The sequence below is a fragment of the Ruegeria sp. BC7 genome, from assembly GCF_056539165.1.
The window spans coordinates 34,672-55,425 of the sequence record NZ_JBQFUL010000010.1 but is presented as its reverse complement, the minus strand read 5'-3'; the positions used below and the strand labels follow the sequence as shown (position 1 = coordinate 55,425).

The 20,754-nt window shown below is 58.9% G+C and carries 24 protein-coding genes; 11 read left to right on the top strand and 13 right to left on the bottom strand.

Features of this window, described 5'->3' with window-relative positions; translation table 11 throughout:
• Nucleotides 1–28 precede the first annotated feature (28 nt).
• The gene (locus ACR0KS_RS18505; RefSeq protein ID WP_170567786.1) at nucleotides 29–721 is read right to left on the bottom strand and encodes a hypothetical protein; all 693 of its coding nucleotides are present in this window, start codon (nucleotides 719–721) and stop codon (nucleotides 29–31) included.
• 166 nt (nucleotides 722–887) lie between these two features.
• Nucleotides 888–1,658: an FCD domain-containing protein gene (locus ACR0KS_RS18500; protein ID WP_170388195.1), complete on the bottom strand. Its 771-nt coding sequence runs from the start codon at nucleotides 1,656–1,658 to the stop codon at nucleotides 888–890.
• Between the two features lie 155 nt (nucleotides 1,659–1,813).
• Between ACR0KS_RS18500 and ACR0KS_RS18495 the strand changes: the two genes are divergently transcribed.
• From ACR0KS_RS18495 to ACR0KS_RS18480, 4 genes are all read left to right on the top strand, one after another.
• Nucleotides 1,814–3,013 carry an aminotransferase-like domain-containing protein gene (locus ACR0KS_RS18495; protein ID WP_170567784.1) on the top strand — a complete coding sequence of 400 codons (1,200 nt, stop codon included), beginning with the start codon at nucleotides 1,814–1,816 and terminating at the stop codon, nucleotides 3,011–3,013.
• 46 nt (nucleotides 3,014–3,059) lie between these two features.
• Nucleotides 3,060–3,467, top strand: a complete 408-nt coding sequence (locus ACR0KS_RS18490; RefSeq protein WP_170567782.1) for a hypothetical protein — start codon at nucleotides 3,060–3,062, stop codon at nucleotides 3,465–3,467.
• A gap of 139 nt (nucleotides 3,468–3,606) precedes the next feature.
• Nucleotides 3,607–7,062 (top strand): AAA family ATPase, encoded by a 3,456-nt coding sequence (locus ACR0KS_RS18485; RefSeq protein ID WP_170567780.1) that lies wholly within the window; start codon nucleotides 3,607–3,609, stop codon nucleotides 7,060–7,062.
• A 54-nt stretch (nucleotides 7,063–7,116) separates the two neighbouring features.
• The gene (locus ACR0KS_RS18480; RefSeq protein ID WP_170388199.1) at nucleotides 7,117–7,467 is read left to right on the top strand and encodes a hypothetical protein; all 351 of its coding nucleotides are present in this window, start codon (nucleotides 7,117–7,119) and stop codon (nucleotides 7,465–7,467) included.
• Nucleotides 7,468–7,613: 146 nt separating this feature from the next.
• Here the strand turns inward: ACR0KS_RS18480 and ACR0KS_RS18475 are convergent, their stop codons facing one another.
• From ACR0KS_RS18475 to ACR0KS_RS18460, 4 genes are all read right to left on the bottom strand, one after another.
• Nucleotides 7,614–8,426: a polysaccharide lyase family protein gene (locus ACR0KS_RS18475; RefSeq protein ID WP_170567778.1), complete on the bottom strand. Its 813-nt coding sequence runs from the start codon at nucleotides 8,424–8,426 to the stop codon at nucleotides 7,614–7,616.
• A gap of 135 nt (nucleotides 8,427–8,561) precedes the next feature.
• Nucleotides 8,562–9,725, bottom strand: coding sequence for a lytic murein transglycosylase (locus ACR0KS_RS18470; protein ID WP_170567777.1), 1,164 nt, complete (start codon nucleotides 9,723–9,725; stop codon nucleotides 8,562–8,564).
• Between the two features lie 11 nt (nucleotides 9,726–9,736).
• Nucleotides 9,737–10,657, bottom strand: coding sequence for an adenosylcobinamide-phosphate synthase CbiB (cbiB, locus tag ACR0KS_RS18465; RefSeq protein ID WP_170567775.1), 921 nt, complete (start codon nucleotides 10,655–10,657; stop codon nucleotides 9,737–9,739).
• The gene (locus tag ACR0KS_RS18460) at nucleotides 10,654–11,622 is read right to left on the bottom strand and encodes a threonine-phosphate decarboxylase (protein WP_480693295.1); all 969 of its coding nucleotides are present in this window, start codon (nucleotides 11,620–11,622) and stop codon (nucleotides 10,654–10,656) included. Before ACR0KS_RS18460 ends, cbiB begins: the two co-directional genes overlap by 4 nt.
• A 179-nt stretch (nucleotides 11,623–11,801) precedes the next feature.
• Between ACR0KS_RS18460 and ACR0KS_RS18455 the strand changes: the two genes are divergently transcribed.
• Nucleotides 11,802–12,164: a response regulator gene (locus tag ACR0KS_RS18455; protein ID WP_170567773.1), complete on the top strand. Its 363-nt coding sequence runs from the start codon at nucleotides 11,802–11,804 to the stop codon at nucleotides 12,162–12,164.
• On the opposite strand, the gene ACR0KS_RS18450 is transcribed toward ACR0KS_RS18455, so the two are convergent.
• Nucleotides 12,146–13,135, bottom strand: coding sequence for a glutathione S-transferase family protein (locus tag ACR0KS_RS18450; RefSeq protein WP_170567771.1), 990 nt, complete (start codon nucleotides 13,133–13,135; stop codon nucleotides 12,146–12,148). The genes ACR0KS_RS18455 and ACR0KS_RS18450 overlap by 19 nt on opposite strands.
• A gap of 211 nt (nucleotides 13,136–13,346) precedes the next feature.
• Here ACR0KS_RS18450 and ACR0KS_RS18445 point away from each other — a divergent pair, with 211 nt between their 5' ends.
• Nucleotides 13,347–13,700, top strand: a complete 354-nt coding sequence (locus tag ACR0KS_RS18445; RefSeq protein WP_170388205.1) for a hypothetical protein — start codon at nucleotides 13,347–13,349, stop codon at nucleotides 13,698–13,700.
• Nucleotides 13,701–13,735: 35 nt separating this feature from the next.
• On the opposite strand, the gene ACR0KS_RS18440 is transcribed toward ACR0KS_RS18445, so the two are convergent.
• Nucleotides 13,736–14,908 carry a MalY/PatB family protein gene (locus ACR0KS_RS18440; protein WP_170567770.1) on the bottom strand — a complete coding sequence of 391 codons (1,173 nt, stop codon included), beginning with the start codon at nucleotides 14,906–14,908 and terminating at the stop codon, nucleotides 13,736–13,738.
• 94 nt (nucleotides 14,909–15,002) lie between these two features.
• On the opposite strand from ACR0KS_RS18440, the gene def (ACR0KS_RS18435) reads away from it, so the two are divergent.
• From def (ACR0KS_RS18435) to ACR0KS_RS18415, 5 genes are read left to right on the top strand one after another with little or no spacing between them, the layout of a single operon-like run.
• Nucleotides 15,003–15,521 carry a peptide deformylase gene (gene def, locus ACR0KS_RS18435; protein WP_170388209.1) on the top strand — a complete coding sequence of 173 codons (519 nt, stop codon included), beginning with the start codon at nucleotides 15,003–15,005 and terminating at the stop codon, nucleotides 15,519–15,521.
• On the top strand, nucleotides 15,518–16,012 hold the full coding sequence (def, locus tag ACR0KS_RS18430) for a peptide deformylase (protein ID WP_170567768.1): 495 nt from the start codon (nucleotides 15,518–15,520) through the stop codon (nucleotides 16,010–16,012). The genes def (ACR0KS_RS18435) and def (ACR0KS_RS18430) overlap by 4 nt, the downstream gene beginning before the upstream one ends.
• 42 nt (nucleotides 16,013–16,054) lie before the next feature.
• Nucleotides 16,055–16,969: a methionyl-tRNA formyltransferase gene (gene fmt / locus ACR0KS_RS18425; protein ID WP_170567766.1), complete on the top strand. Its 915-nt coding sequence runs from the start codon at nucleotides 16,055–16,057 to the stop codon at nucleotides 16,967–16,969.
• A 6-nt stretch (nucleotides 16,970–16,975) separates the two neighbouring features.
• Nucleotides 16,976–17,212 carry a hypothetical protein gene (locus ACR0KS_RS18420; RefSeq protein ID WP_170567764.1) on the top strand — a complete coding sequence of 79 codons (237 nt, stop codon included), beginning with the start codon at nucleotides 16,976–16,978 and terminating at the stop codon, nucleotides 17,210–17,212.
• Nucleotide 17,213: 1 nt separating this feature from the next.
• Nucleotides 17,214–17,450, top strand: coding sequence for a GlsB/YeaQ/YmgE family stress response membrane protein (locus tag ACR0KS_RS18415; RefSeq protein WP_170413888.1), 237 nt, complete (start codon nucleotides 17,214–17,216; stop codon nucleotides 17,448–17,450).
• 52 nt (nucleotides 17,451–17,502) lie between these two features.
• On the opposite strand, the gene ACR0KS_RS18410 is transcribed toward ACR0KS_RS18415, so the two are convergent.
• The 5 genes from ACR0KS_RS18410 to ispH are packed head-to-tail and all read right to left on the bottom strand — an operon-like array spanning nucleotide 17,503 to nucleotide 20,566.
• Nucleotides 17,503–18,126: a trimeric intracellular cation channel family protein gene (locus ACR0KS_RS18410; protein WP_170388219.1), complete on the bottom strand. Its 624-nt coding sequence runs from the start codon at nucleotides 18,124–18,126 to the stop codon at nucleotides 17,503–17,505.
• Nucleotides 18,123–18,590, bottom strand: coding sequence for a ribonuclease HI (gene rnhA / locus ACR0KS_RS18405; RefSeq protein ID WP_170567762.1), 468 nt, complete (start codon nucleotides 18,588–18,590; stop codon nucleotides 18,123–18,125). Before rnhA ends, ACR0KS_RS18410 begins: the two co-directional genes overlap by 4 nt.
• Nucleotides 18,583–19,170 (bottom strand): class I SAM-dependent DNA methyltransferase, encoded by a 588-nt coding sequence (locus tag ACR0KS_RS18400; RefSeq protein ID WP_480693294.1) that lies wholly within the window; start codon nucleotides 19,168–19,170, stop codon nucleotides 18,583–18,585. Before ACR0KS_RS18400 ends, rnhA begins: the two co-directional genes overlap by 8 nt.
• Entirely contained in the window at nucleotides 19,167–19,619 is a 453-nt protein-coding gene (locus ACR0KS_RS18395; RefSeq protein ID WP_170567759.1) for a DUF3429 domain-containing protein, read from the bottom strand. The genes ACR0KS_RS18400 and ACR0KS_RS18395 overlap by 4 nt, the downstream gene beginning before the upstream one ends.
• On the bottom strand, nucleotides 19,616–20,566 hold the full coding sequence (gene ispH / locus ACR0KS_RS18390) for a 4-hydroxy-3-methylbut-2-enyl diphosphate reductase (protein ID WP_170567757.1): 951 nt from the start codon (nucleotides 20,564–20,566) through the stop codon (nucleotides 19,616–19,618). Before ispH ends, ACR0KS_RS18395 begins: the two co-directional genes overlap by 4 nt.
• Nucleotides 20,567–20,754: the final 188 nt, after the last annotated feature.

Here is a 20,754-nt window from a genome sequence, read left to right as displayed (position 1 = left end):
GGCCATTGCGCCGGGTTTTTTTATCTCACTAGGAAATAGACTGCGTTTTTACAGGCAACCTGTCCAGAACGTCCGAATGTTCCGGCGAGGCTAGGAACAGTTCCGGTAGCTCCGCCACGACTTCATCGATTGGGTCATAGACCTGAGATGCCTTTGCCAGCAAGTCGTCAGGTATGGACTTTCGCGCACGCTCAACACGTTCGGGCAAAGTGAACTTCAGATTCAGAAAATCCTCGACATCCTTCTGCCGCCGCCAGATCGCATCATAGCTTAGGCAAAGAACTGGAACCTCCTGAAACGTGCCCCACTGTTTCAACTGTTCCACTTGATTGAGGACATCATATTTGAACAGGTCGTCAAAGGGACCCTTGGCGTGAAGGTGTTCAAAGTGCTGGTCAACCCAGTCGCGCCCATACCGTTCTACCGCTGAATAAACGGAAAGAGCTGACGCTTTCGTCGGACCGAAACAGAACAGAACCTTGACGTTTTCGCGGCCCCTTAACCCATCTGGATAATCGTGAGTCTTCACCAGAGAGCCGGCTGCAAGAGGCGCAGAGGCCAGACTTTCTTGAAAACTGGCCGTCGGCCTTCGGAACCAATGCCGGCGTTTGCATGCAACCCACAAAGCATCGAACATCAGCGTGCTGCCCGATCTGCCATTGCTGGCGACGATTATGCAGGGGTCAATTTTGGTGCGAAGCCCAAAGGTAAGTTTAGACATGTGCAGTGCCCTTGTCGCCAGTTCGGGACGGGTTCAAGATGTTCTGGCACTAGATGTCCAACTTTCACGGAAAGGTCCAGAGCAAAGGGCAATACCCATCTGACGCGGGAATACCGGCTGCGATATTGGTTGAAGCCGGAACATGGGGCAATTTACCGGAAGTTTTTCACGCCTGTCCGGTTTCGTGATCCAGCCTTTGCTGAGCTATGGCCTCATTGCGAAGCGCCTTCTGGGTGTCTTCCATGCATTGCCGCACAAAACTCAGGTGGCGATGTACTGCATCTCTGGCGCCTTCGGGATCACGGGCCTGTAGTGCGGCGTTGATGGCGCGGTGCTGGTCCAGAATAGCCTCACGCGTTGTGCGTTGGTTGAACATCATTTGGCGATTGTAGAACACTCCTTGCCGCAGCAAGTCGAACATCGACCGCATCATGTGCAGCATCACGACGTTGTGGCTGGCCTCGATGATGGCCATATGGAACTGGGCGTCCAGATGCGCTTCGTCTTCCGAGGCATTGCGGGCGTGGGCCGCTTCCATCTTGTCAAAGATCGTCTGAACGACTTTCAAGTCGCTTTCCGATCCCAGCCGCGCCGCGCGTTCGGCTGCCAACCCTTCCATATCCCTGCGGAACGACAGATAGTCCGAGACCGCCTCATCATGGCTGCCAAACAGACGGATCAGGGCGGGGGAAAAGGCCGATCCCAAAACCTCGGCCACGTAGATGCCCGATCCCGCTTTGGCGGTCAGCAGACCTTGGTCCTGCAACTCGGAAATCGCTTCGCGCAAGGACGGTCGGGACACGCCCAGTCGCTCGGCCAGTTCGCGCTCGGCCGGAAGGCGTTCGCCGGGGCGCAGGATGCCTCGCAGGATCAGCAATTCGATTTGCCGCACCACCGCTATTGAGAGCTTTTCGGTCTGAACTTTTTGAAAGGGCATGGGGATGTCGTTCTGAGAATTGGTCAAATCATATGACCACGGATTGAGGGGCGGTTCAAGAAGGCCAGATCATATGGCTTGAAACATTAGGTCAGCATTATTGACATTAATGCGCGACTCTCTAGTGTTCACTCACCCAAGAGCGGAGGAGGCTCATGACCAACCACGAGTTGTTTGCAACGCGGGCGTCGCGCATGAAGGCGTCGGAAATTCGCGAATTGCTGAAGCTGCTGGATCAGCCCGGGATTATTTCCTTTGCAGGGGGAATACCGGACCCGGCCTTGTTTCCTGCAGACGCATTCTCGCAGGCTTTTCAGGTTGCGCTTGGTCCAAATAAGCAGGCGCAGGCGTTGCAGTATTCGGTTAGTGAAGGCTATGCCCCGTTGCGCGAATGGCTCGTCGACCATATGCGCGAGATCGGCATTGTTTGCGACATCGACAATATCCTGATCACGTCCGGGTCACAGCAAGCGCTGGATTACCTGGGCAAGCTTTATCTGTCACCCGGTGATACGGCGCTGGTCGGTTGGCCGACTTATCTGGGCGCGCTGGCTGCATTCAACGCCTATGAGCCGCGGTTCGACCGGCTGAGTGTTAATGGCAACCGGGGTGCTGACGAATACGCCGCTGCTGCCGGGGCGGGCAGGGTCAAGTTTGCCTACCTGATACCGGATTTCGCCAACCCAACGGGCGAGACCGTGGATTTGCGTGGCCGCGAGGCTCTGCTGGATCTCGCGGAGGACCTGAACTGTACCTTGATCGAGGACGGGGCGTATCAGGCATTGCGATACGAAGGGGAAGCGATCCCGCCGGTTTTAGCATTGGAATTGGCGCGGAAGGGGTCCATCGAAGAGTGTCGCACGATCTATTGCGGCAGCTTCTCCAAGACGCTGTCGCCGGGCCTGAGGGTCGGGTGGGTCGTTGCTGCCAAGCCCGTGATCTCTCAGCTGGTGTTGATGAAGCAGGCTGCTGATCTTCACTCGGCAACGATTAACCAGATGGCGATCGACCAGGTGGCGCGGGCGTGTTTCGATACACATATCCCAATGCTGCGCCAGACTTATGGGGCGCGTCGGGGTGCCATGCTTGCGGCGTTGGAACAATACATGCCGGAAGGGGTGGAGTGGACAAAGCCCGAAGGGGGGATGTTTATCTGGCTGACACTGCCCGCCGGTACCGACGGTGCCGCATTGCTGGCCCGTGCTTTGGAATCGGTCAAAGTGGCATTTGTTCCGGGTCAGGCATTTTTCCCTGATGGCTCGGGCGCAAATACGATCCGATTGAGCTTTTCTAATTCGGACGAGGCGACAATTCGCGAAGGAATACGCCGCTTGGGGAAAGTCTTGCGAGCCTGAGTGCGCAATAAGGGTCTGTTAACCAATTCCGGCCATTGATCGGGGTATGAAACGGTTTCTGACTTTGCTGTTGGTGTTGGCCGCGTGTTCGGCTGGCACGCCGCATTTCCGCGATGTTCCGGCCACCCGGATTGCGGTCAACGGCAGTGTGTTTGACGTGCGCGTGCGAGGAGAGTTGGCCGAGGCGGTGCGGGTCAACACGCAATACGCTCCGCGCCTCGGCCCCATCCGTGATCGCGCGGCCCTTGCGATGGCGCAGGTTTCGGGTTGCCCAGTCCTTGACGTTCTGGGCGACGCGGCCGTCACGGTCGGCGTATTGGGGTGCGACCGTCAAGCCGGCGAACGCTTGTTAATGACCTCGATTTCTGTGCCAAACTACGAATGTATCGACTTTGGCATCTATGAAGGTGTCGGTGACGGCGGTTATCAGGTCTTTGAGTGTACGCCCTACTGATACGGGCTATGACCGGCGGAAATCAGCAAGATATTGTGGATAACTCCTGCCGATATCCCATATCCTGCGCAAGCTCGTTGACTCGACCCCAATCTGTTGCGCAGACTTCCAGATATAGGAATCATGGGACCCGTCGCCTTTGCGCTTTAGCAAACTCAAACTCACCGGCTTCAAAAGCTTTGTTGATCCGACCGACCTGATCATCGCGGACGGGTTGACCGGAGTTGTGGGTCCCAATGGCTGCGGCAAGTCCAATCTTCTGGAAGCGTTGCGCTGGGTGATGGGGGAAAATCGCCCCAAGTCCATGCGCGGTGGCGCGATGGAGGACGTGATTTTTGCGGGGGCGGCCACACGACCCGCCCGCAACTTTGCCGAAGTTGTTCTGACCATGGACAACTCGGAACGGCTGGCCCCGTCAGGGTTCAACGATACCGATCAGCTTGAAATCGTGCGCCGTATTACTCGCGATGTGGGCAGCGCCTATAAGACCAATGGCAAGGATGTGCGCGCGCGCGATGTGCAGATGTTGTTTGCCGATGCCTCGACCGGTGCGCATTCACCCGCGCTTGTGGGGCAGAACCGTATCGCCGAATTGATCAACGCCAAACCCCGCGCGCGTCGGCGTATTCTGGAAGAAGCGGCGGGAATCTCGGGCCTGTATCAGCGCCGGCACGAGGCCGAGTTGAAGCTGAAAGGCACTGAATCCAACCTGACACGTGTAGATGACGTGCTGGAACAGCTTGGAACGCAGCTTGCGCAGTTGGCCCGACAAGCACGACAGGCTGCCCGGTATCGCGAGATTGGCGAACAGTTGCGGCAGGCCGAAGGGATGCTGCTGTATCGCCGCTGGAAAGAGGCGGATATGGCCCGTCAGCAGGCCGAAGAAAAGCTGCGCGAGCGCATTACTGAGGCCTCCCGCGCCGAGGCTGAAGCCCGCCAAGCCGCTGCCAAGCGTGCCGAGATCGAGGAAACTCTGCCCCCTCTGCGCGAGGAAGAAGCGATTGCCGCTGCCGTGTTGCAGCGCCAGCAGGTGCAGCGCGACCAACTGGCCGATCAGGAAACCCGTGCGCGGCAGACGATCGAAACCCTGACGAACCGTATTCAGCAGTTGGGTAATGATATTGAGCGTGAAGCTGGCCTGAACCGCGATGCGGGTCAGATGATCGAGCGGCTGGAGTGGGAGGCGCGAGAGCTTGCCAAGGCCGCCGAAGGGCATGACGAGAAAGTCGCCGAAGCCGCCGAGATTGCGCGCGAGGCCGCGTCCGTTCTGCAAGACCGCGAAGATCACCTCTCGCAGGAAACCGAGGATATGGCGCGTCTTGTCGCTCGGCACCAATCGGCGCAGCGTTTGGTTGAGGATAGTCGCAAGACGCTGGCCCGGTCCGAGGGCGAAGAAGAAAAAGCCCGCGTCGCAGTGGATGAAGCCCGTGATGCGCTGAGCCGCGCAGCCGAGGCGTTCGAGGCTGCTCAGGAGGGTGAGGAAGAAGCCCGCGAAGCTGCCGAGGCCGCCGAAGAAGCACTGGCCGCTGCGGATGAGTTGCGCACCGAAACGCAGGCGCGAGAGGCCGAGGCCCGCGCCCAGCGGTCCGAAGCCGAAGGTGAGCTTGGAGCGATCCGGGCGGAAACCGCGGCCCTTGCGAAACTGGTGGAGCGTGATACGGCCGAAGGCGGGCAGGTGCTTGACCTGCTGCGCGTGGCGCCGGGTTACGAAAAGGCGCTGGGTGCGGCGCTGGCCGATGACCTGCGCGCGCCGCTGGTCGAAGGCGATGGGCCGTCCGGCTGGGTTCAGGTTGCCGGATACGATGCCGATCAACCCTTGCCGGATGGCGCAGAGCCTTTGGCGCTGCATGTTTCTGGGCCGGATCGTCTGAGCCGCCGGATTGCTCAGATCGGGTTGGTCGACGCGGAGCAGGGCGCACGTTTGCAGGCTTCGCTGCAACCGGGGCAACGTCTGGTGTCGCGCTCGGGTGATTTGTGGCGCTGGGACGGGTTCCGGGCCTGGGCCGAGGACGCGCCAAGCGCGGCTGCGCTGCGGTTGGAGCAATTGAACAAGCTGGAAGCGCTGAAGCAGGAACTAGCCCGGACCGAGGCGCAGGCCGATGGGGCACGCGCGGCGCATGAGGCTCTGTCGCAGCAACTGGCCGATGTCACCGAAGCAGACCGCCGGGCGCGTGAAGCCCGCCGTGCCGCCGATCAGCTTATGGCCGAAACCGCGCGGCAACTCAGCCGGGCCGAGGCCGACCGCAATCTGGCACAGGGCAAGCTCGAGACTCTGACCCTTGCCGTTGATCGCCACAAAGAAGACGCGATGTCCGCCCGTACCCAATTGCGTGAGGCCGAGGGCGCGCTGACCGGTCTGGGTGATCTGGACAGCGCTCGCGCGCAGGTTGAGGACATCAAACAAACGGTCGAAGCCGCACGGATCACCATGCTGACCCACCGCTCGACCCATGATGAGCTGCGCCGCGAAGGAGAGGCCCGAACCCGGCGCACGCAAGAGGTGACGAAAGACCTAAGCGGTTGGCGGCATCGTCTGGACAGTGCCGAAAAGCGGATTTCAGAACTGGCCGAGCGCAAGGAAAGCTCGGAAGACGAGCTGTCCGAAGCCATGGCCGCCCCCGGTGAAATTGCCGAGGCGCGCGAAGAACTCAATGAGCTGATTGAAACGGCCGAAGCGCGTCGGGCCGAGGCCGCGGATAAACTGGCTGAGGCCGAAACCCAGCAGCGCGAAGTTGTCTTGGCCGAGCGGGATGCAGAACGCGTCGCGTCCGAGGCCCGTGAAACCCGAGCGGCTGCCGAGGCACGGTGTGATGCCGCAAAAGAAGGGGTAACTGCGGCGGCTGAACGCATTGCCGAAGATCAGCAACTCACCCCGAACCAGTTGCTGAACCAGTTGGATGTGAACCCCGACCAAATGCCTGCGGCCGACGCGCTGGAGGCTGAGGTCAACCGCCACAAACGCCAGCGCGACGCGATGGGTGCTGTGAACCTGCGCGCCGAAGAAGATGCGAAAGAGGTTCAGGAAGAATTTGACACGCTGAACTCTGAAAAGGCCGATTTGGAAGAGGCGATCAAGGCATTGCGCAGCGGCATTGCCAGCCTCAATCGCGAAGGGCGCGAGCGTCTGCTGACTGCGTTTGAGCAGGTGAACTCGAACTTCGCCATGTTGTTCAAGCATCTGTTCGGCGGTGGTGAGGCCAATCTGGTCATGGTCGAAAGCGACGATCCGCTGGATGCAGGTCTGGAAATCATGTGCCAGCCGCCGGGCAAGAAGCTGTCGACCCTCAGCCTGTTGTCGGGCGGCGAACAGACCCTGACCGCGACCGCGCTGATCTTCGGCGTTTTCCTCGCCAATCCCGCGCCGATCTGCGTGCTGGACGAGGTCGACGCGCCTTTGGACGATGCCAACGTGACACGTTTCTGCGACCTGCTGGACGAGATGTGCCGTCAGACCGACACGCGGTTCCTGATCATCACCCACCACGCGGTAACGATGGCGCGGATGGACCGTCTGTTCGGCGTGACCATGCAGGAACAGGGCGTCAGCCAGCTGGTCTCGGTCGATCTGAAGAAGGCCGAGCAGATGGTCGCCTGATCATCACTTCAATGTTATGCCACTCTTTCCTTTCAGCAGGGCTAGTATGGCGGCATGATACGCACGCTGATCCTTGCCCTGCTGTTCGCTGGCCCGGCTATAGCCGCCGAATGGCCCACCAAACCCGAAGACATCCCCCTGTCGCCCGAAGAACTGGACGCGTTGGCAGGCCAGACGTTCACCTTCTACGATGACGGTCAGGCTGCATTCTCTGCCGGAGGTGCCTACTCGTATACCTACGCCAGCGGAGATGCGGCCTTTGGCACCTATTCCATCGCCGAAGATGGCAGTGTCTGCATCGCTTACCGCAACGGATTCAGCCGGTGTGACTTGTATGTGCGCAGTGGAGGGCGGTTGATCCTGATAGACGAGAAGGGGGATCGGTATCCGGTCAGGCCGGAGTGAGGTGGAAACGATCTCTCGAGCGCTTTTTTCAAGGGATGCTATGCGGATGAAAGCGGACGTTTGAGTTTGTCAGGTGTGAACAGAAAATCTTGAAACCATGACAAGTTGGTTCGGGTGCAACGAAGTAACCAGTTTTTTCCGGCCTGTTAGTTTATTCGGACTTTCCTCATTTTCACATTTCGAAACTTCGCGACGATGCTGCCGTTGAAGGGTGTGAATGGCGTCGAATACCCCCAGCGCTGCCAGTCTGGGCCGAATCCCTGCATCACCAAGCCCATTTCAAAGCCTATTTGTCCGGGATTGTTGTTAAGCTTGGGGTTGCATAGGTTTGTTATGTAGCAATGTGGCGTCGAAACCGTCGTAGGTTTTCCCGAGACGTGATAGATTACTTTTCCGTTGCATTTCACGGTCATGGTCCCGTCGTTCGTGCGCGACCATTTGACAGTCATTTCAAACGGAATCCACTTCCCGAAGTCGCTTGGGCTCGCGCATGTCTTGCCAACGAAGCGAACACCGTAGCGTTTGTCGAGTTTCAAAAGGTAAAGGTAATTGTGCTTCCCGTCGCCCAGCCAGGCGGCAATTCGAAGGCGTGTATCCCAAGCTCCGGGCAAAAATCCCTTTGCATTCGAGTTTTTCCAACCTGCGTACTCTATGCTTGGGTCAATCCAAAAATCAAAGCTGTACCTAACTGTACTACCAACACGCACCCATTTCTTTTTTAGGCTTGAGCGTATATTACCGTTCTTGCAGTCGTTTTCGGTCCGATCCCCACTATACGGCCTTGATGAGCATTCGCCGTATCGAAGCCCGAAAGTCGTTTCACCTTTCTTAGTGGTTGGCTTGATGGATGCGTTACGTTCGTCGGGCCTCAGGCCAAGCGGGTTAGCAGAAACAGATTGGATGCTTGAAAGCAACAAGAAAGCAAAAACGAATGCTAATTTTAGAGCAGCTTGTAACATCTAAACGCCCTCAATCTGCCAGTTTCCGAAACTATCCCATCTTGATATCATGTTAGGTGCTTTGCTGGGATATTCAAAATCGTGTGCCCGAGCGTATTCAATTAAGTCCCATTGGGCCCCAAGCCAGACACCCTTTCACAACCGCCCCAACAACTCCGCCGTCGGCCACGCATCCGCGGGTAACCCCAGCCGCTGTTGTTCGGCCTGAACAGCCGCCCGCGTTCCGGCACCCAGAATGCCGTCGATTTTGCCAACATCATGCCCGCGCGTTTGCAGCTTGGTTTGTAGCTGCTTCATCTGCGCGTCTGTCAAACCCTGCGCTGGATTCCCAGCGTTGTAGATTTGCGCACCTTCCAGTCGGGTTCCGAAATAGGCGGCGGTTAGCACGTAGACAAAGCTCTGGTTCCATTCAAAATAAACGTCGAAATTGGGATAGGCCAGAAACGCCGGTCCCTTGTGTCCTTGTGGCAGGATCAGTGACGCGGGCAGGTTGGCCAGTGAACCGCTGCGGGCCTTTACGCCCATCGCCTGCCAGTCCGATACAGGGCGCGGCTTGCCCGGGCCAGACAATGACCAATCCATCTGGGCGGGAACCGTGACTTCCTGCAGCCAAGGCTGCCCCGGTTGCCACCCAAGGTGCGACAGCATTTTCGCGCCGGACATCAGTGCATCCGGGGCGGATGTTTTCAACGAAACCTTCCCGTCTCCGTCGCCGTCCACGCCATTGTCCAGAATATCCTGCGGCAGCATCTGAACCATGCCGATCTCACCCGCCCAGGCTCCTGTCGTTCGGGCGGGATCGAAATTGCCCTGATCGTACAGCTTTAGCGCTGCGAAAATCTGCGGCCGGAACAGCTCGGGCCGGCGGCAATCATGGGCCAGTGTCACCAAGGCGTTGCGGGTGTTGAAATCCCCCTGAACCGCGCCGTAGTCGGTTTCAAACGCCCAGAACGCCAGCAATACGCCCCGAGACACGCCATAGTCTCGCTCAATTCGGTCAAACACTGCGTCGTATTTGCGCGACATCGCTTGCCCACGATCAATCCGGTTCTGCGAGATCAGACGGCGGGAGAATTCGATGAACGGTTTCTGAAATACGCCTTGCGCGCGATCTGCCCTCAGCACCGCGCCATCCTGATGGACGCCTTGGAAAAACCCGTTGACGGTTGCAGAGTCAAATCCCTTGTTGACCGCCTCGGCCTTTAGGCCATTCACAAAGTTATTGAATCCGCCCCCGCATTGGCTAAAGGCGGGCGAAGCAAACAGGGCGGCGGCAAGAATACCGGGAAGCAAGCGCATGGGTGAATCCGTCAGAAAACAAAGCTGATACCAACCCACACTGACACGAGGCCCAGTGCAAGCCCCCAGACCCTCCAAAGCAGGTCACATGCGCGGAAAATCTCCGGCGCGCCGATGTCCCGTGGGGCGTCGCCGTTTACCCATGCCAGATCGCGAAGCTGGCCATCATAGCTGCGCGGCCCTGCAAGGGCGACGTTCAGCGCGCGCGCCGTAGCAGCCTCGGGCCACCCCGCGTTGGGTGAAATATGGCGCTGTGCGTCGGCCACCATCTCGGGCCAGCGCGACCACTGACCGGACAGTGTCACGATCATCGCGCAGGTCAAGCGGGCCGGTATCAGATTCAGCGCGTCGTCCAACCGCGCCGAAGCCCAGCCGAAGTCACGGTATTCTTCGGTGCGATAGCCGATCATGCTATCGGCCGTGTTGATGGCCTTGTAAACCAGAAGCCCTGGTAGCCCAGCGACTAGAAACCAGAAGGCGGGCGCAATTACCCCATCGCTCAGGTTTTCGGCCGCACTTTCAATGGCTGATCGCGCGACCTGAGCTTCTGTCATGTCCCGGGTGTCGCGCGACACGATCATGGCAACCTTAGCACGGCCCTCGGCCAGTGAGATACGCAGCCCGTCCCCTACATCGCGGACGTGAGACACCAATGATTTCTGGGCCAGCAAAATCGCGCAAACGATGATCTCGGCCACAGGTCCAAGGAACGTCAGCGCTAGCCCCAGGATCACTGCCCCGCAAACCAATAGCAGCGCAACCGCCACCCCTTTCAGACGCCGATGCCCTCGTTGGTTCAGACGTTTGTCCAACCATTGAATGACCGATCCGGTGATGACTGCCGGGTGGCGTAGACGCGACCAAAGCCAATCGGGTTCGCCAAGCGCGGCGTCCAGACACATCGCGCAGACCAGCAGAAAGGGGGTGCTCACAGCGCGGCCTCCAGCCTGTCCCATCCGTTGACCGGGGGCAGGCCAAGACGCAGGTAGGTCTTGGAATAGGGGAAAACGCGGCTCCAGATATGCGCCTGCGCCAAGCGGTCCTGCCAATCGGCGGCGCTGTCGACTTCGTACAGTCTGAACAGTGTGGTGCCGCCTATCAAGGACGCGCCGCGTGAGGTGATTAGTCGGTCCAGGCGGTCGGCGTCGTCCGTCAGCCGTGCGCGCGTCGCGTCAGCCCAGCCCTTATCCCTTAGCGCACGCTCACCGATCCGGAGGGCGGGGCCGGAGACGGCCCAAGGCCCGGTCAGATCGTTGAGTTGTTTGATTAGGTCGGCACGGCCGATCGCAAATCCCAGGCGCAGCCCGGCGAGCCCCCAGAATTTCCCGAAACTTTTCAATACGATCACGCCGGGTTTCGCCGCCATGTGGATTAGGGAAGCCTCTGGACAGACATCGCAAAAGCTTTCGTCGATGATGGTCAGGGCGGCGTCCGCGTCGGCTTCGGACCAGATGCGCCCGTCCGGGTTGTTTGGGTGAACGATCACACGCGCTTCGGTCGGACCTTCGGATTGAACCGTCCAGCCCTGCGCGGCAAATGCGGCTGCGTGCTCGTTGTACGTTGGCGCCGTGATGTGAACGCGGCCCGTCTGGGCAAGTGCGGGGATACGCGCGATCACCGCAGAGGCGCCGGGCGATGGTAGTATTTCGGCACTACCGGGCACAGACCAACAGTCGCGGGCTGCGGCGGTCAAGCGTTCAAAAGCGGTATGGTCGGGAAGGTCGGTCCAGTCGGACGGGATCAAGCCATCAATGCTGTAAGGGTGCGGATTGATGCCGGTGGAAAGGTCAATCCAATCTGCGCGAGTCCCACCGTAGGTGGCTATGGCCCCGTCAAGCCCGCCGCCATGATCACGCGCCGCGCGCGGGTTCAGAGTATGAGTTTGAGTTGCCATCATAACACTTGCCGGAATCGCTTGTATCGGCGCGTTTCAAGCGGATTTTTGCCGCTTACACAAGCAAATCCGCGTGATTGAGGGGTGAATGGAGGCCATTAACACTTTGTTAAGGAAATAGCGTGATCACAAAGTTCAGGGTTCGGCACCACCCGTTCTACCCTGTGCCGAGGTTGTAGCTAATGAATGTTTTGATTGTTGAGAGTAACCCTGATCTAGGTCGGGTCTGGAAAAGGCATCTACAGCGCCAAGGCGCCGAAGTGACGCTGGTGACCGGGCAAGAGGCCGCGATCCTTGCGCTTTATGGCGCTGAGTTCGATATCATCGTGTTGGACTTGGTTCTGGAAACTGGCAGCGCGCTGGCCGTTGCTGATTTCGCCAGCTACCGTCGACCGGGTGTGCGGGTGATATTTGTCACCAACACGACCTTTTTCTCGGATGGGTCGATCTTTGCGCACAGCCCGAACGCCTGCGCCTATGTGCAAAGTGCAACGCCGCCAGAAGATCTGGCGGCGATGGTCGAACACTACGCGGCGGGTCGCTGACCGCGACCGTGCGGCTCCATGTAATCCAGCACGGGGTTCACCGGAATAATCCGATGCGGATTTATGCTGTCGTGACTGTAGTGATAGTGGCGCACGATGTGGGTCATGTTCACCGTCGGCGCGACGCCCGGCCACTGGTATAGCTCGCGGGTATAGGCCCACAGGTTCGGATAGTCGATCAGCCGTCTTCGGTTGCATTTGAAGTGCAGGTGATAGACCGGGTCGAACCGGATCAATGTTGTGAACAGCCGCCAGTCAGCCTCGGTGATCCGGTCGCCCAAAAGGTAGCGATTTGCGCTCAGGCGATTTTCTAACCAGTCCAATGTATCGAAAAGCGGCGCTACAGCGGCGTCATAGGCTGCTTGGGTCGTGGCAAAGCCCGACTTGTAGACGCCGTTGTTAACGTCGGAATAGACGCGCGCGTTCACCTCTTCGATGTCGTCGCGCATTGCCTCTGGCCAGTAATCGTCGGTGTTTCCCGTGATCCCGTTAAAGGCCGAGTTGAACATGCGGATAATTTCAGAGCTTTCGTTCGAGACAATGGTTTCTAGCTGTTTGTCCCAAAGGATTGGCACGGTCACACGACCCGAATAGCCTGGGTCAGCCTTGGTGTAGACTTGGTGAGCAAAGTCCAGTCCATAGAGGTTGTCCCCAGTTGCGCCGTCGTTGTCCCTTACGAATGTCCAGCCTTTGTCCAGCATATCGGGGTGAACCACTGACACCGTGACAAGGTCGCTTAGTCCCTTCAACTCTCGGAAGATCAATGTGCGATGCGCCCACGGGCAGGCATAGCTGACGTACAGGTGGTACCGAGCCGGTTCCGCCTTGAAGCCGCCTTTGCCCGACGGACCTGCGCTGCCATCTGCAGTCAACCAGTTGCGAAACTGAGCCGCGCTGCGCTTGAACGCGCCACCCGTGGATTCGGTGTCATACCAGGTGTCGTGCCATTTGCCCTCGACCAACAGGCCCATGCTGTGTTCCTCCGCATTTCGATTTTCCAAACATAGGGGGCCGCCTTCATCGTTCCCATCCGACGGAACGCGCAGACCGTCTGCACATGTGCACAGATCGGACTGGGATTTCATGCAACAGGCAGGAAACCTAAGATTTTATCATTAGGACTTTACTGGATTTTTACTTTCGTGTCCGCACAATAGGAGTCCGCTGCGGGGGGAATTTGTAATGACGACCTATGTTTCAAAGGAAATGAGCGCTGAGCTGGACGCTGCGCGAATCGCGGGGCTCAAGAAAGCCAGCAGACTGCGTGTCGAATTTGGCGACAATACGTTTAAAATTCTGAGATTGTGGAAAGACGGTTTCACGGTCGAGGCCGAAACTACGCCTCGGTTACGCGGGCTTGTCGATATCTACGATGGCGCAAACCACCTGTATCAATGTCTGATCATTGCGGATCAGGACGAAGCAGGCGAAATGCGCTATGAGTTCAAGCGCAGCACTGCCGCGGCTGACAAGGCTCCGCTGGATTTTTATCGCGATCCTGACGCGCCCATCGCGCTTTTGGGGCACAAGGGCTGAGTGGCTGCCCAACGGGGTTACCGTTGGGCATAGGTCTACTGCAAGTCTGCAAACGCCAGTTTCAATCGGGTGCAAGCCTCTTCGATGCGGCTGCGTTGGGTGGCTAGGTTGAACCGCTCGAACGTTTCCCCGCCTGTGCCGAAACCGGGTCCGGAGGACGTTGCAATCCGCGCGCCATTTCTAAGGCGGTGGATGAACTCATCGTGATCCATCCCAGTGCCCGAAAAATCGACCCAAGCCAAATAGGTCGCCTGAAGTGGCATGGACCAAAGGCCGGGAATGTCCGCGATCGTCGCGTCGAACAGTTTGCGGTTGCCGTCCAGATGCGCGATCTGTTCGTCGACCCATGCGGCACCCTCGGGCGAATAGGCCGCCATGATCATAGCCACGCCCAAAGCGCTGGGCCCATAGTCCAGTGTGTTGAGACGATGGACCATCGCTGCGCGCAGTTTTGGGTCAGGAATGATCATGTTGCCTGTGCGTTGACCAGCAATATTGAACGTCTTGGAGGCTGCTGTCAGGGTCACCGTCCATGGGCGCGCATCGGGTGCGGCCACGTCCATCGGGACAAAGGTGCTGCCGGGATAGACCAGATCATGGTGAATCTCATCGGAAACCAGCACAAGCCCGTTGCGTTCGGCAAAAGCTGCCACGGCGCGCAGCTCATCCGCAGTCCAGACCCGGCCAGACGGGTTCTGCGGTGAGCACCAGAGAAGCATCTTTTCCGACCCGTCCAGGCGCGACTGCGCGTCGTCCAAATCAATGGTGTAACTGTCGCCCTCTCGTACCAACGGGCATTCCACCACGCGGCGGCCGGTTTTGTTCACCTTGTGGGCGAACTCATGATAGACCGGCGTGAATATGACCACGCCGTCCCCCGGCTCGGTCCACACATCCAGACACAGTGCGATCGCGTTGCCCAGACCTTGCGAGGTCAGAACCCAGTCTGTGTCGATGTCCCACCCATGACGGTTCTTCATCCACCACTGGACCGAGGCCAGATAGTCAGGGTGCGCCCACGAGTAGCCGAAAACGCCGTGTTCTGCGGCCTTGCGAACGGCCTCAATGACGCAGGGCGCGCTGGGATAATCGGAATCTGCCGTCCACATCGCCAGCCCGTCCTGCGGCGACACGCCGTAGAGTTGCTCCATCTTGTCCCATTTTGAACTGTGAGTGCCCCGGCGGTCGATCAGGTCGTTGAAAGTCATGTCTTCTCCATCTGTCCGCTGGAAAGCTAGCTACAATTTTGACAGGTGCAAGGGGGGCGTTGCGGTGGGGCGTGTGATGGCCTAAATCAACCTCATGAAACGCTCAATTCTTATCCATCCCGACCCTCGCCTGAAAAAGGTCTGTGCCCCTGTGACCGACCTGTCGGACGAGCTGCGTCAACTGGCCGATGACATGTTGGAAACCATGTATGACGCCCCCGGCATCGGGCTGGCCGCGCCGCAGATCGGTGTGTTGGATCGGCTGATCGTGATGGACTGCGTCAAGGAAGAGGGCGAGACACCGCGCCCGCTGATTATGTTCAACCCCGAGATCATCGCATCCTCGGACGAAACCAACGTCTATGAGGAAGGCTGCCTTTCGATCCCCGAGCAATACGCCGAAGTGACCCGACCCAAAGTCGTTGAGGTCGCGTGGATCGACCGCGATGGCAACGCGCAGCAGGAAACCTTCGATGACCTCTGGGCGACCTGCGTGCAGCACGAGATCGACCATTTGAACGGCAAGCTGTTCATCGACTATCTCAAGCCGCTCAAGCGCCAGATGATCACGCGCAAGATGCAAAAGCTAAAGCGTGAAAAGGCCCGCGCATGACCGTTCGTACCTGTCTGCCATGGCCCGACAAACGCCTGCGCACCAAGGCCGAGGCCGTGACCGAGATCACCGACGATATTCGCACGATCTGGGATGACATGGTGGATACGATGGAGGCGATGCCCGGCGTGGGTCTAGCGGGTCCTCAGATCGGGGTGATGCTGCAACTGGCCGTCGTGGATGGCTCGACCGAGCGGGGTCGGGCCGTGCGATTGGCGAACCCCGAGATTCTGCACAGCTCGGTCGAGATGCGTGAACATGATGAGGCCAGCCCAAACCTGCCCGGTGTCTCGGCCAAGGTGAAACGGCCGCGTGCGGTGACGGTCAAGTTTCTGAACGAACAGGGCATGATTGACCGTCGCGACTTTGTCGGGATCGAGGCCACAAGCGTGCAGCACCAGATCGACCATCTGAACGGAAAGATGTATTTCGACCGGCTCAGCAAGGTCAAACGCGACATACTGCTGCGCAAAGCAAAGAAACTCGCGTAGGCTGGGCTTTAGCCCGGCACCACCCAAGCCTTGGAGCAGATCATGCGCATAATTTTCATGGGAACGCCCGAATTCTCGGTGCCGGTTTTGGACGCGCTGGTTGAGGCCGGGCACGAGATTGCCGCTGTATACTGTCAGCCGCCGCGCCCGGCGGGGCGGGGTAAGAAAGACCGCCCGACACCGGTTCATGCACGGGCCGAGGCGTTGGGCCTGACCGTGCGCCACCCTGTTTCCTTGAAGTCCGAGGAAGAACAATCCGCTTTCGCTGCCCTGCAGGCTGACGTGGCGGTCGTCGTGGCATATGGCTTGCTGTTGCCTCAGCCTATTCTGGATGCGCCGCGACATGGGTGCCTGAACATCCACGCCAGCCTGCTACCCCGCTGGCGAGGTGCCGCGCCGATTCACCGTGCGATCATGGCGGGCGATGCTCAGACTGGTATCTGTATCATGCAGATGGAGGCAGGGCTGGACACCGGCCCTGTCTTGCTGCGAAAGGCCACCGATATAGGAGAGCGGGAAACGACCGACCAACTTCATGACCGGCTTTCTGAGATGGGCGCGGAGCTGATCGTACAGGCGCTGGCCAGACTGCCAGAGCTGACTCCGGTGAACCAGCCCGATGATAGCGTGACTTATGCCACCAAGATCGACAAATCCGAGGCACGCATCGACTGGACCCGCCCAGCGGTTGAGGTCGATCGCCAGATACGCGGATTGTCACCCTTTCCCGGCGCATGGACCTTGGTTGAAGGCGAGCGGGTCAAACTGCTGGCCTCTTGTCTCTCCCAGGCGCAGGGCACCCCCGGTCAGGTTCTGGACGACGCGCTGTGTGTCGCCTGCGGAGAAGGGGCCGTGAAACTCCTGCGCTTGCAAAGGGCGGGCAAAGGCGCGCAGGATACAGAAACGTTCCTGCGCGGCTGGCCAATCCCGACCGGCACGCTTTTTCAATCGGAGTAAAGCCGCATGTTCATGATCCTGATGGGCACAGTCGTGATCGCCGGGATCGTGGGATACCTGTCAGAGAAAACCGGTTTCACGCATAACGGTTACGTGCCGTCCATCATAATATGCGTCGGTGGGGCTTTTCTGTTCTATTTTGTCCGCATCATGTTCGGCATCAGCTTTGGGGCGCCTGGCTTGAATGCTGTGATCTCATCCGTCGGTGCGCTGATCATCGTGCCGACGCATTGGAGGAAATGACATGCCTGTAATCGCTCTGATTGTGATCGGCGCGGCCGCAGGGTTTCTGGCCACACGTCTGATGCGGATCGAGGCTGACATTCCAACGACGATGCTTATTGGCATCGTCGGCGCACTGGTCGGCGGGTTTCTTCTGCGCGCATTGATAACCGTTGCCGGCTGGCTGTCTGGTTTCGTTGGTGCCGTTCTGGGCGCATTGCTGGTGATCTGGATCTGGCAAAAATATCTGCGCCGCTGATCTGCTTGGCCGCTGTCGGACCAACACACGATACTTTGCCCAAGCTTCGTAGCTAATGACGCGGTGGCCGGCTTTTGTAGACGGGCAATCGCCAGCCAAACAGTAACGATCCAGCTCTGAGAGCCCAACAGACAAGCGCACAAGCGGCAAGCGCTGCGAGGGTATCGAGCCCAAAACGGGTTGCAAGCACAGCCGTCAGAGCGCCGGCAAAGGCGCAAGACACGTAAAGCTCGCCCTGTTTCAGGACCAACGGGACCTCATTGCAAACCACGTCGCGCATCAACCCGCCGAGGCAACCTGTGATGATCCCCATCAAAACGACGATAATGCCGGAATGACCCAGTGACAAAGCGGCAGCCGTTCCAGCGGCAACGGCGATGGACAGGGCAAAGCTGTCCAGCCAGACCAGCCAGTTATACCGGCTTTCGACAAGGTGTGCCGTGAAGAACACCAGCGCGGCAGCACCGGTCGCGATCAGGATATAGTTGGGCTGCCCAACCCAGAAAACAGGGTGCCGGTCCAGCAGCAGATCGCGCACTGTGCCGCCGCCAACCGCGGTCAGGCAGGCAATGAACGCAAAGCCGACCAAATCCAACTGCGCCCGGCTTGCAACCAAAGCGCCCGTCAACGCAAACACAAAGACCGAGGCATAGTCGAGCAGCGCCAGACCGCTCACGCCTTTTCCTTTTTCGGCTTGAACGGCGCCATGCCAGCACGGGCCAGTTCATCTGCCTTTTCGTTCTCGGGGTGACCGGCATGTCCTTTGACCCATTCCCACGTCACATCGTGGCGGGCCTGCGCTTCATCCAACCGTTGCCACAGATCGACATTCTTGACCGGCTTTTTGTTTGACGTTTTCCAGCCATTGCGCTTCCACCCGAAAATCCAGCCGGTCACGCCGTTCTTTACATAGGCGCTGTCTGTTACGACCGTGATATTCGAGGCCCGTTCCAGTGTTTCCAGCGCGCTGATCGCGGCCAGCAGTTCCATGCGGTTGTTGGTGGTTTCGGCCTCTCCGCCGCTCAGCTCGCGTTCTTTCAGAACGGTGTCGCCATCCATCGCGCGTAGCAACACACCCCACCCTCCGGGGCCGGGATTGCCGGAACAAGCCCCGTCTGTATAGGCAAACAGTTCAGGCATGGGCGAGCACCAGAATGAAACCGTCGTAAGACCCGGCCAGCCCCGCTCCGACGCCAGTGGTGATCTGGTCGATGGTAAATCCGGCGGTTGCAAGGGCTGCTTCGATCTCGGTCTGCGAAAAATACGTATAGAACCGATCCAGATCGTCGCGATGTTCCCCCGTGCCGAGTTTCAGGCCAAGGAAGAAAACACCCTGAGGCTTCAAAGCGCGGTGGATCGCTGTCAAATGACGTGGGAAATCTTCGCGCGGGGCGTGCAAAAGCGAAAAACTGGCATAGATGCCGTCATACTCGGCAACCTCGGTCACGTTGTCGAACGTACCAAGATGCGCATCTATGCCATTTTCCCGAGCGTGATCGACAAAGGCCTGTGTTGCGTCCAGCGCCCGAACCCGCAGCCCTTCGCGCTGTAGGAACGCACTGTCTGAACCGGGACCAGAGCCGAGGTCCAGAACATACCCGCCGTCGGCAACCGCTTCGGCAAAGGCCATGCGCGCTTCGATCTGTTCTGGCGGCAGAGGGATGCTCAGGTATTCGGCGACACGGGCGGTGTAGGCGTCGATTGTTTTTTTATCGGTCACAAATACACTCCGATGGCAAGGCAGGCCAAGACAACGGCCGTCAGCAACATGCGCAACCGCATCCACCAGACCGGGGTCAGTCGCCAGTATGAAAACACGGCATCCAATAAAAGCAACCCGGCAAATCCGTACATCAGGCTTGTTCCAGCGCTGACCGGGCCGCCGCCTGTCTTGAAGAATGCCCATAGCGCAGGCAGGACAGAGAGCGTGTAACAGGTTGCTGCCTTGCTGCCGGACGTCTTGGTCGCGAATCCCCACAAAACGCCTGACATGAAGCTCAGGATGACAGAGCCGTAAAACAACTGGACATATGGCCCAACAAACCGAGGCCCCAGCGCCTCTTTGCCCCAGTCGTTCAGATCACCGTTCAGATAGGTCAGAGCGCCCCAGACGAATGGGATGAGGCCAGCCAATCCAAGAAACAGGGGCGCGCGTGGTATGCCGCTCATGCGGGTTCCCGCAGCACGCGTGGGACCTTGAACTCGACGTTTTCGACGGCCGTTTCCACCATCTCGACCGTTACGTCATAGTGATCGCGGAAGGCGTCAATCACCTCGTTCACCAGCACCTCGGGGGCTGATGCGCCTGCGGTGATGGCGATGCTCGAGATCCCCTCCAGCGCGCGCCAGTCGATATCGGTTGCGCGCTGTACAAGCTGGGCATAGTCACATCCGGCGCGCGAGGCGACTTCGACCAGACGCCGTGAATTGGACGAATTGGGTGCGCCAACCACCAGCAAGGCGTCCGATTTTGGCGCGACAGCCTTGACCGCTTCCTGCCGGTTGGTCGTGGCGTAGCAGATGTCTTCTTTGTGGGGGCCGACAATAGACGGAAACCTGTCCTCAAGCGCGGCGATGATGTCTTTGGTATCGTCCACTGAAAGGGTTGTCTGTGTTACAAAAGCCAGCTTTTCAGGGTCGCGCACTTGAACCGTTGCAACATCTTCGACCGTTTCGACCAACAGGACTTCGCCTACGGGCAGTTGCCCCATTGTGCCAACCGTTTCAGGGTGGCCCTTGTGCCCGATCATGATCATCTGAAGGCCCGCGTCCGCGTGGCGCTGCGCTTCGACATGGACCTTGGACACCAAGGGACAGGTCGCGTCTACATAGATCATCTCGCGTCGAGCAGCGGTTTCCGGGACGGCCTTTGGCACGCCGTGGGCCGAGAAAATCACTGGCCGGTCGTCGGGACATTCGTCCAGTTCCTCGACAAAAACAGCCCCTTTGTCGCGCAGCCCGTCGACGACAAACTTGTTGTGCACGATCTCGTGGCGCACATAGACCGGAGCGCCCCATTTCTGCAGCGCCATCTCGACGATCTTGATCGCCCGGTCGACGCCGGCGCAGAACCCGCGCGGTGCGGCTAGGTACAGGGTAAGGGGGGGCTTGTTCATGTCACGGTCTCCTTGAGGCCACAGGTAAGTCTTTTCCCGGCCTTGGTCCAGACAGGACTGCGTCATTGAACTGACATGAATCAGTGGTAACGGTTAGGTGTTTCAGCACCTGTTTCTAGTTAAAGAAGCGCGGTCAGGTGTTCATCCTGACCGCGCTGATTTCCTTCCCGGTACCGAGTGAACCGGTG

What these genes read in the sequence shown, in the direction of transcription:
- ACR0KS_RS18505 (WP_170567786.1), bottom strand. Translation starts at nt 721, where the DNA reads ATGTCTAAACTTACCTTTGGGCTTCGCACCAAAATTGACCCCTGCATA.
- ACR0KS_RS18500 (WP_170388195.1), bottom strand. Translation starts at nt 1,658, where the DNA reads ATGCCCTTTCAAAAAGTTCAGACCGAAAAGCTCTCAATAGCGGTGGTG.
- ACR0KS_RS18495 (WP_170567784.1), top strand. Translation starts at nt 1,814, where the DNA reads ATGACCAACCACGAGTTGTTTGCAACGCGGGCGTCGCGCATGAAGGCG.
- ACR0KS_RS18490 (WP_170567782.1), top strand. Translation starts at nt 3,060, where the DNA reads ATGAAACGGTTTCTGACTTTGCTGTTGGTGTTGGCCGCGTGTTCGGCT.
- ACR0KS_RS18480 (WP_170388199.1), top strand. Translation starts at nt 7,117, where the DNA reads ATGATACGCACGCTGATCCTTGCCCTGCTGTTCGCTGGCCCGGCTATA.
- ACR0KS_RS18475 (WP_170567778.1), bottom strand. Translation starts at nt 8,426, where the DNA reads ATGTTACAAGCTGCTCTAAAATTAGCATTCGTTTTTGCTTTCTTGTTG.
- ACR0KS_RS18470 (WP_170567777.1), bottom strand. Translation starts at nt 9,725, where the DNA reads ATGCGCTTGCTTCCCGGTATTCTTGCCGCCGCCCTGTTTGCTTCGCCC.
- ACR0KS_RS18460 (WP_480693295.1), bottom strand. Translation starts at nt 11,622, where the DNA reads ATGATGGCAACTCAAACTCATACTCTGAACCCGCGCGCGGCGCGTGAT.
- ACR0KS_RS18455 (WP_170567773.1), top strand. Translation starts at nt 11,802, where the DNA reads ATGAATGTTTTGATTGTTGAGAGTAACCCTGATCTAGGTCGGGTCTGG.
- ACR0KS_RS18450 (WP_170567771.1), bottom strand. Translation starts at nt 13,135, where the DNA reads ATGGGCCTGTTGGTCGAGGGCAAATGGCACGACACCTGGTATGACACC.
- ACR0KS_RS18445 (WP_170388205.1), top strand. Translation starts at nt 13,347, where the DNA reads ATGACGACCTATGTTTCAAAGGAAATGAGCGCTGAGCTGGACGCTGCG.
- ACR0KS_RS18440 (WP_170567770.1), bottom strand. Translation starts at nt 14,908, where the DNA reads ATGACTTTCAACGACCTGATCGACCGCCGGGGCACTCACAGTTCAAAA.
- def (WP_170388209.1), top strand. Translation starts at nt 15,003, where the DNA reads ATGAAACGCTCAATTCTTATCCATCCCGACCCTCGCCTGAAAAAGGTC.
- def (WP_170567768.1), top strand. Translation starts at nt 15,518, where the DNA reads ATGACCGTTCGTACCTGTCTGCCATGGCCCGACAAACGCCTGCGCACC.
- fmt (WP_170567766.1), top strand. Translation starts at nt 16,055, where the DNA reads ATGCGCATAATTTTCATGGGAACGCCCGAATTCTCGGTGCCGGTTTTG.
- ACR0KS_RS18420 (WP_170567764.1), top strand. Translation starts at nt 16,976, where the DNA reads ATGTTCATGATCCTGATGGGCACAGTCGTGATCGCCGGGATCGTGGGA.
- ACR0KS_RS18415 (WP_170413888.1), top strand. Translation starts at nt 17,214, where the DNA reads ATGCCTGTAATCGCTCTGATTGTGATCGGCGCGGCCGCAGGGTTTCTG.
- rnhA (WP_170567762.1), bottom strand. Translation starts at nt 18,590, where the DNA reads ATGCCTGAACTGTTTGCCTATACAGACGGGGCTTGTTCCGGCAATCCC.
- ACR0KS_RS18395 (WP_170567759.1), bottom strand. Translation starts at nt 19,619, where the DNA reads ATGAGCGGCATACCACGCGCGCCCCTGTTTCTTGGATTGGCTGGCCTC.
- ispH (WP_170567757.1), bottom strand. Translation starts at nt 20,566, where the DNA reads ATGAACAAGCCCCCCCTTACCCTGTACCTAGCCGCACCGCGCGGGTTC.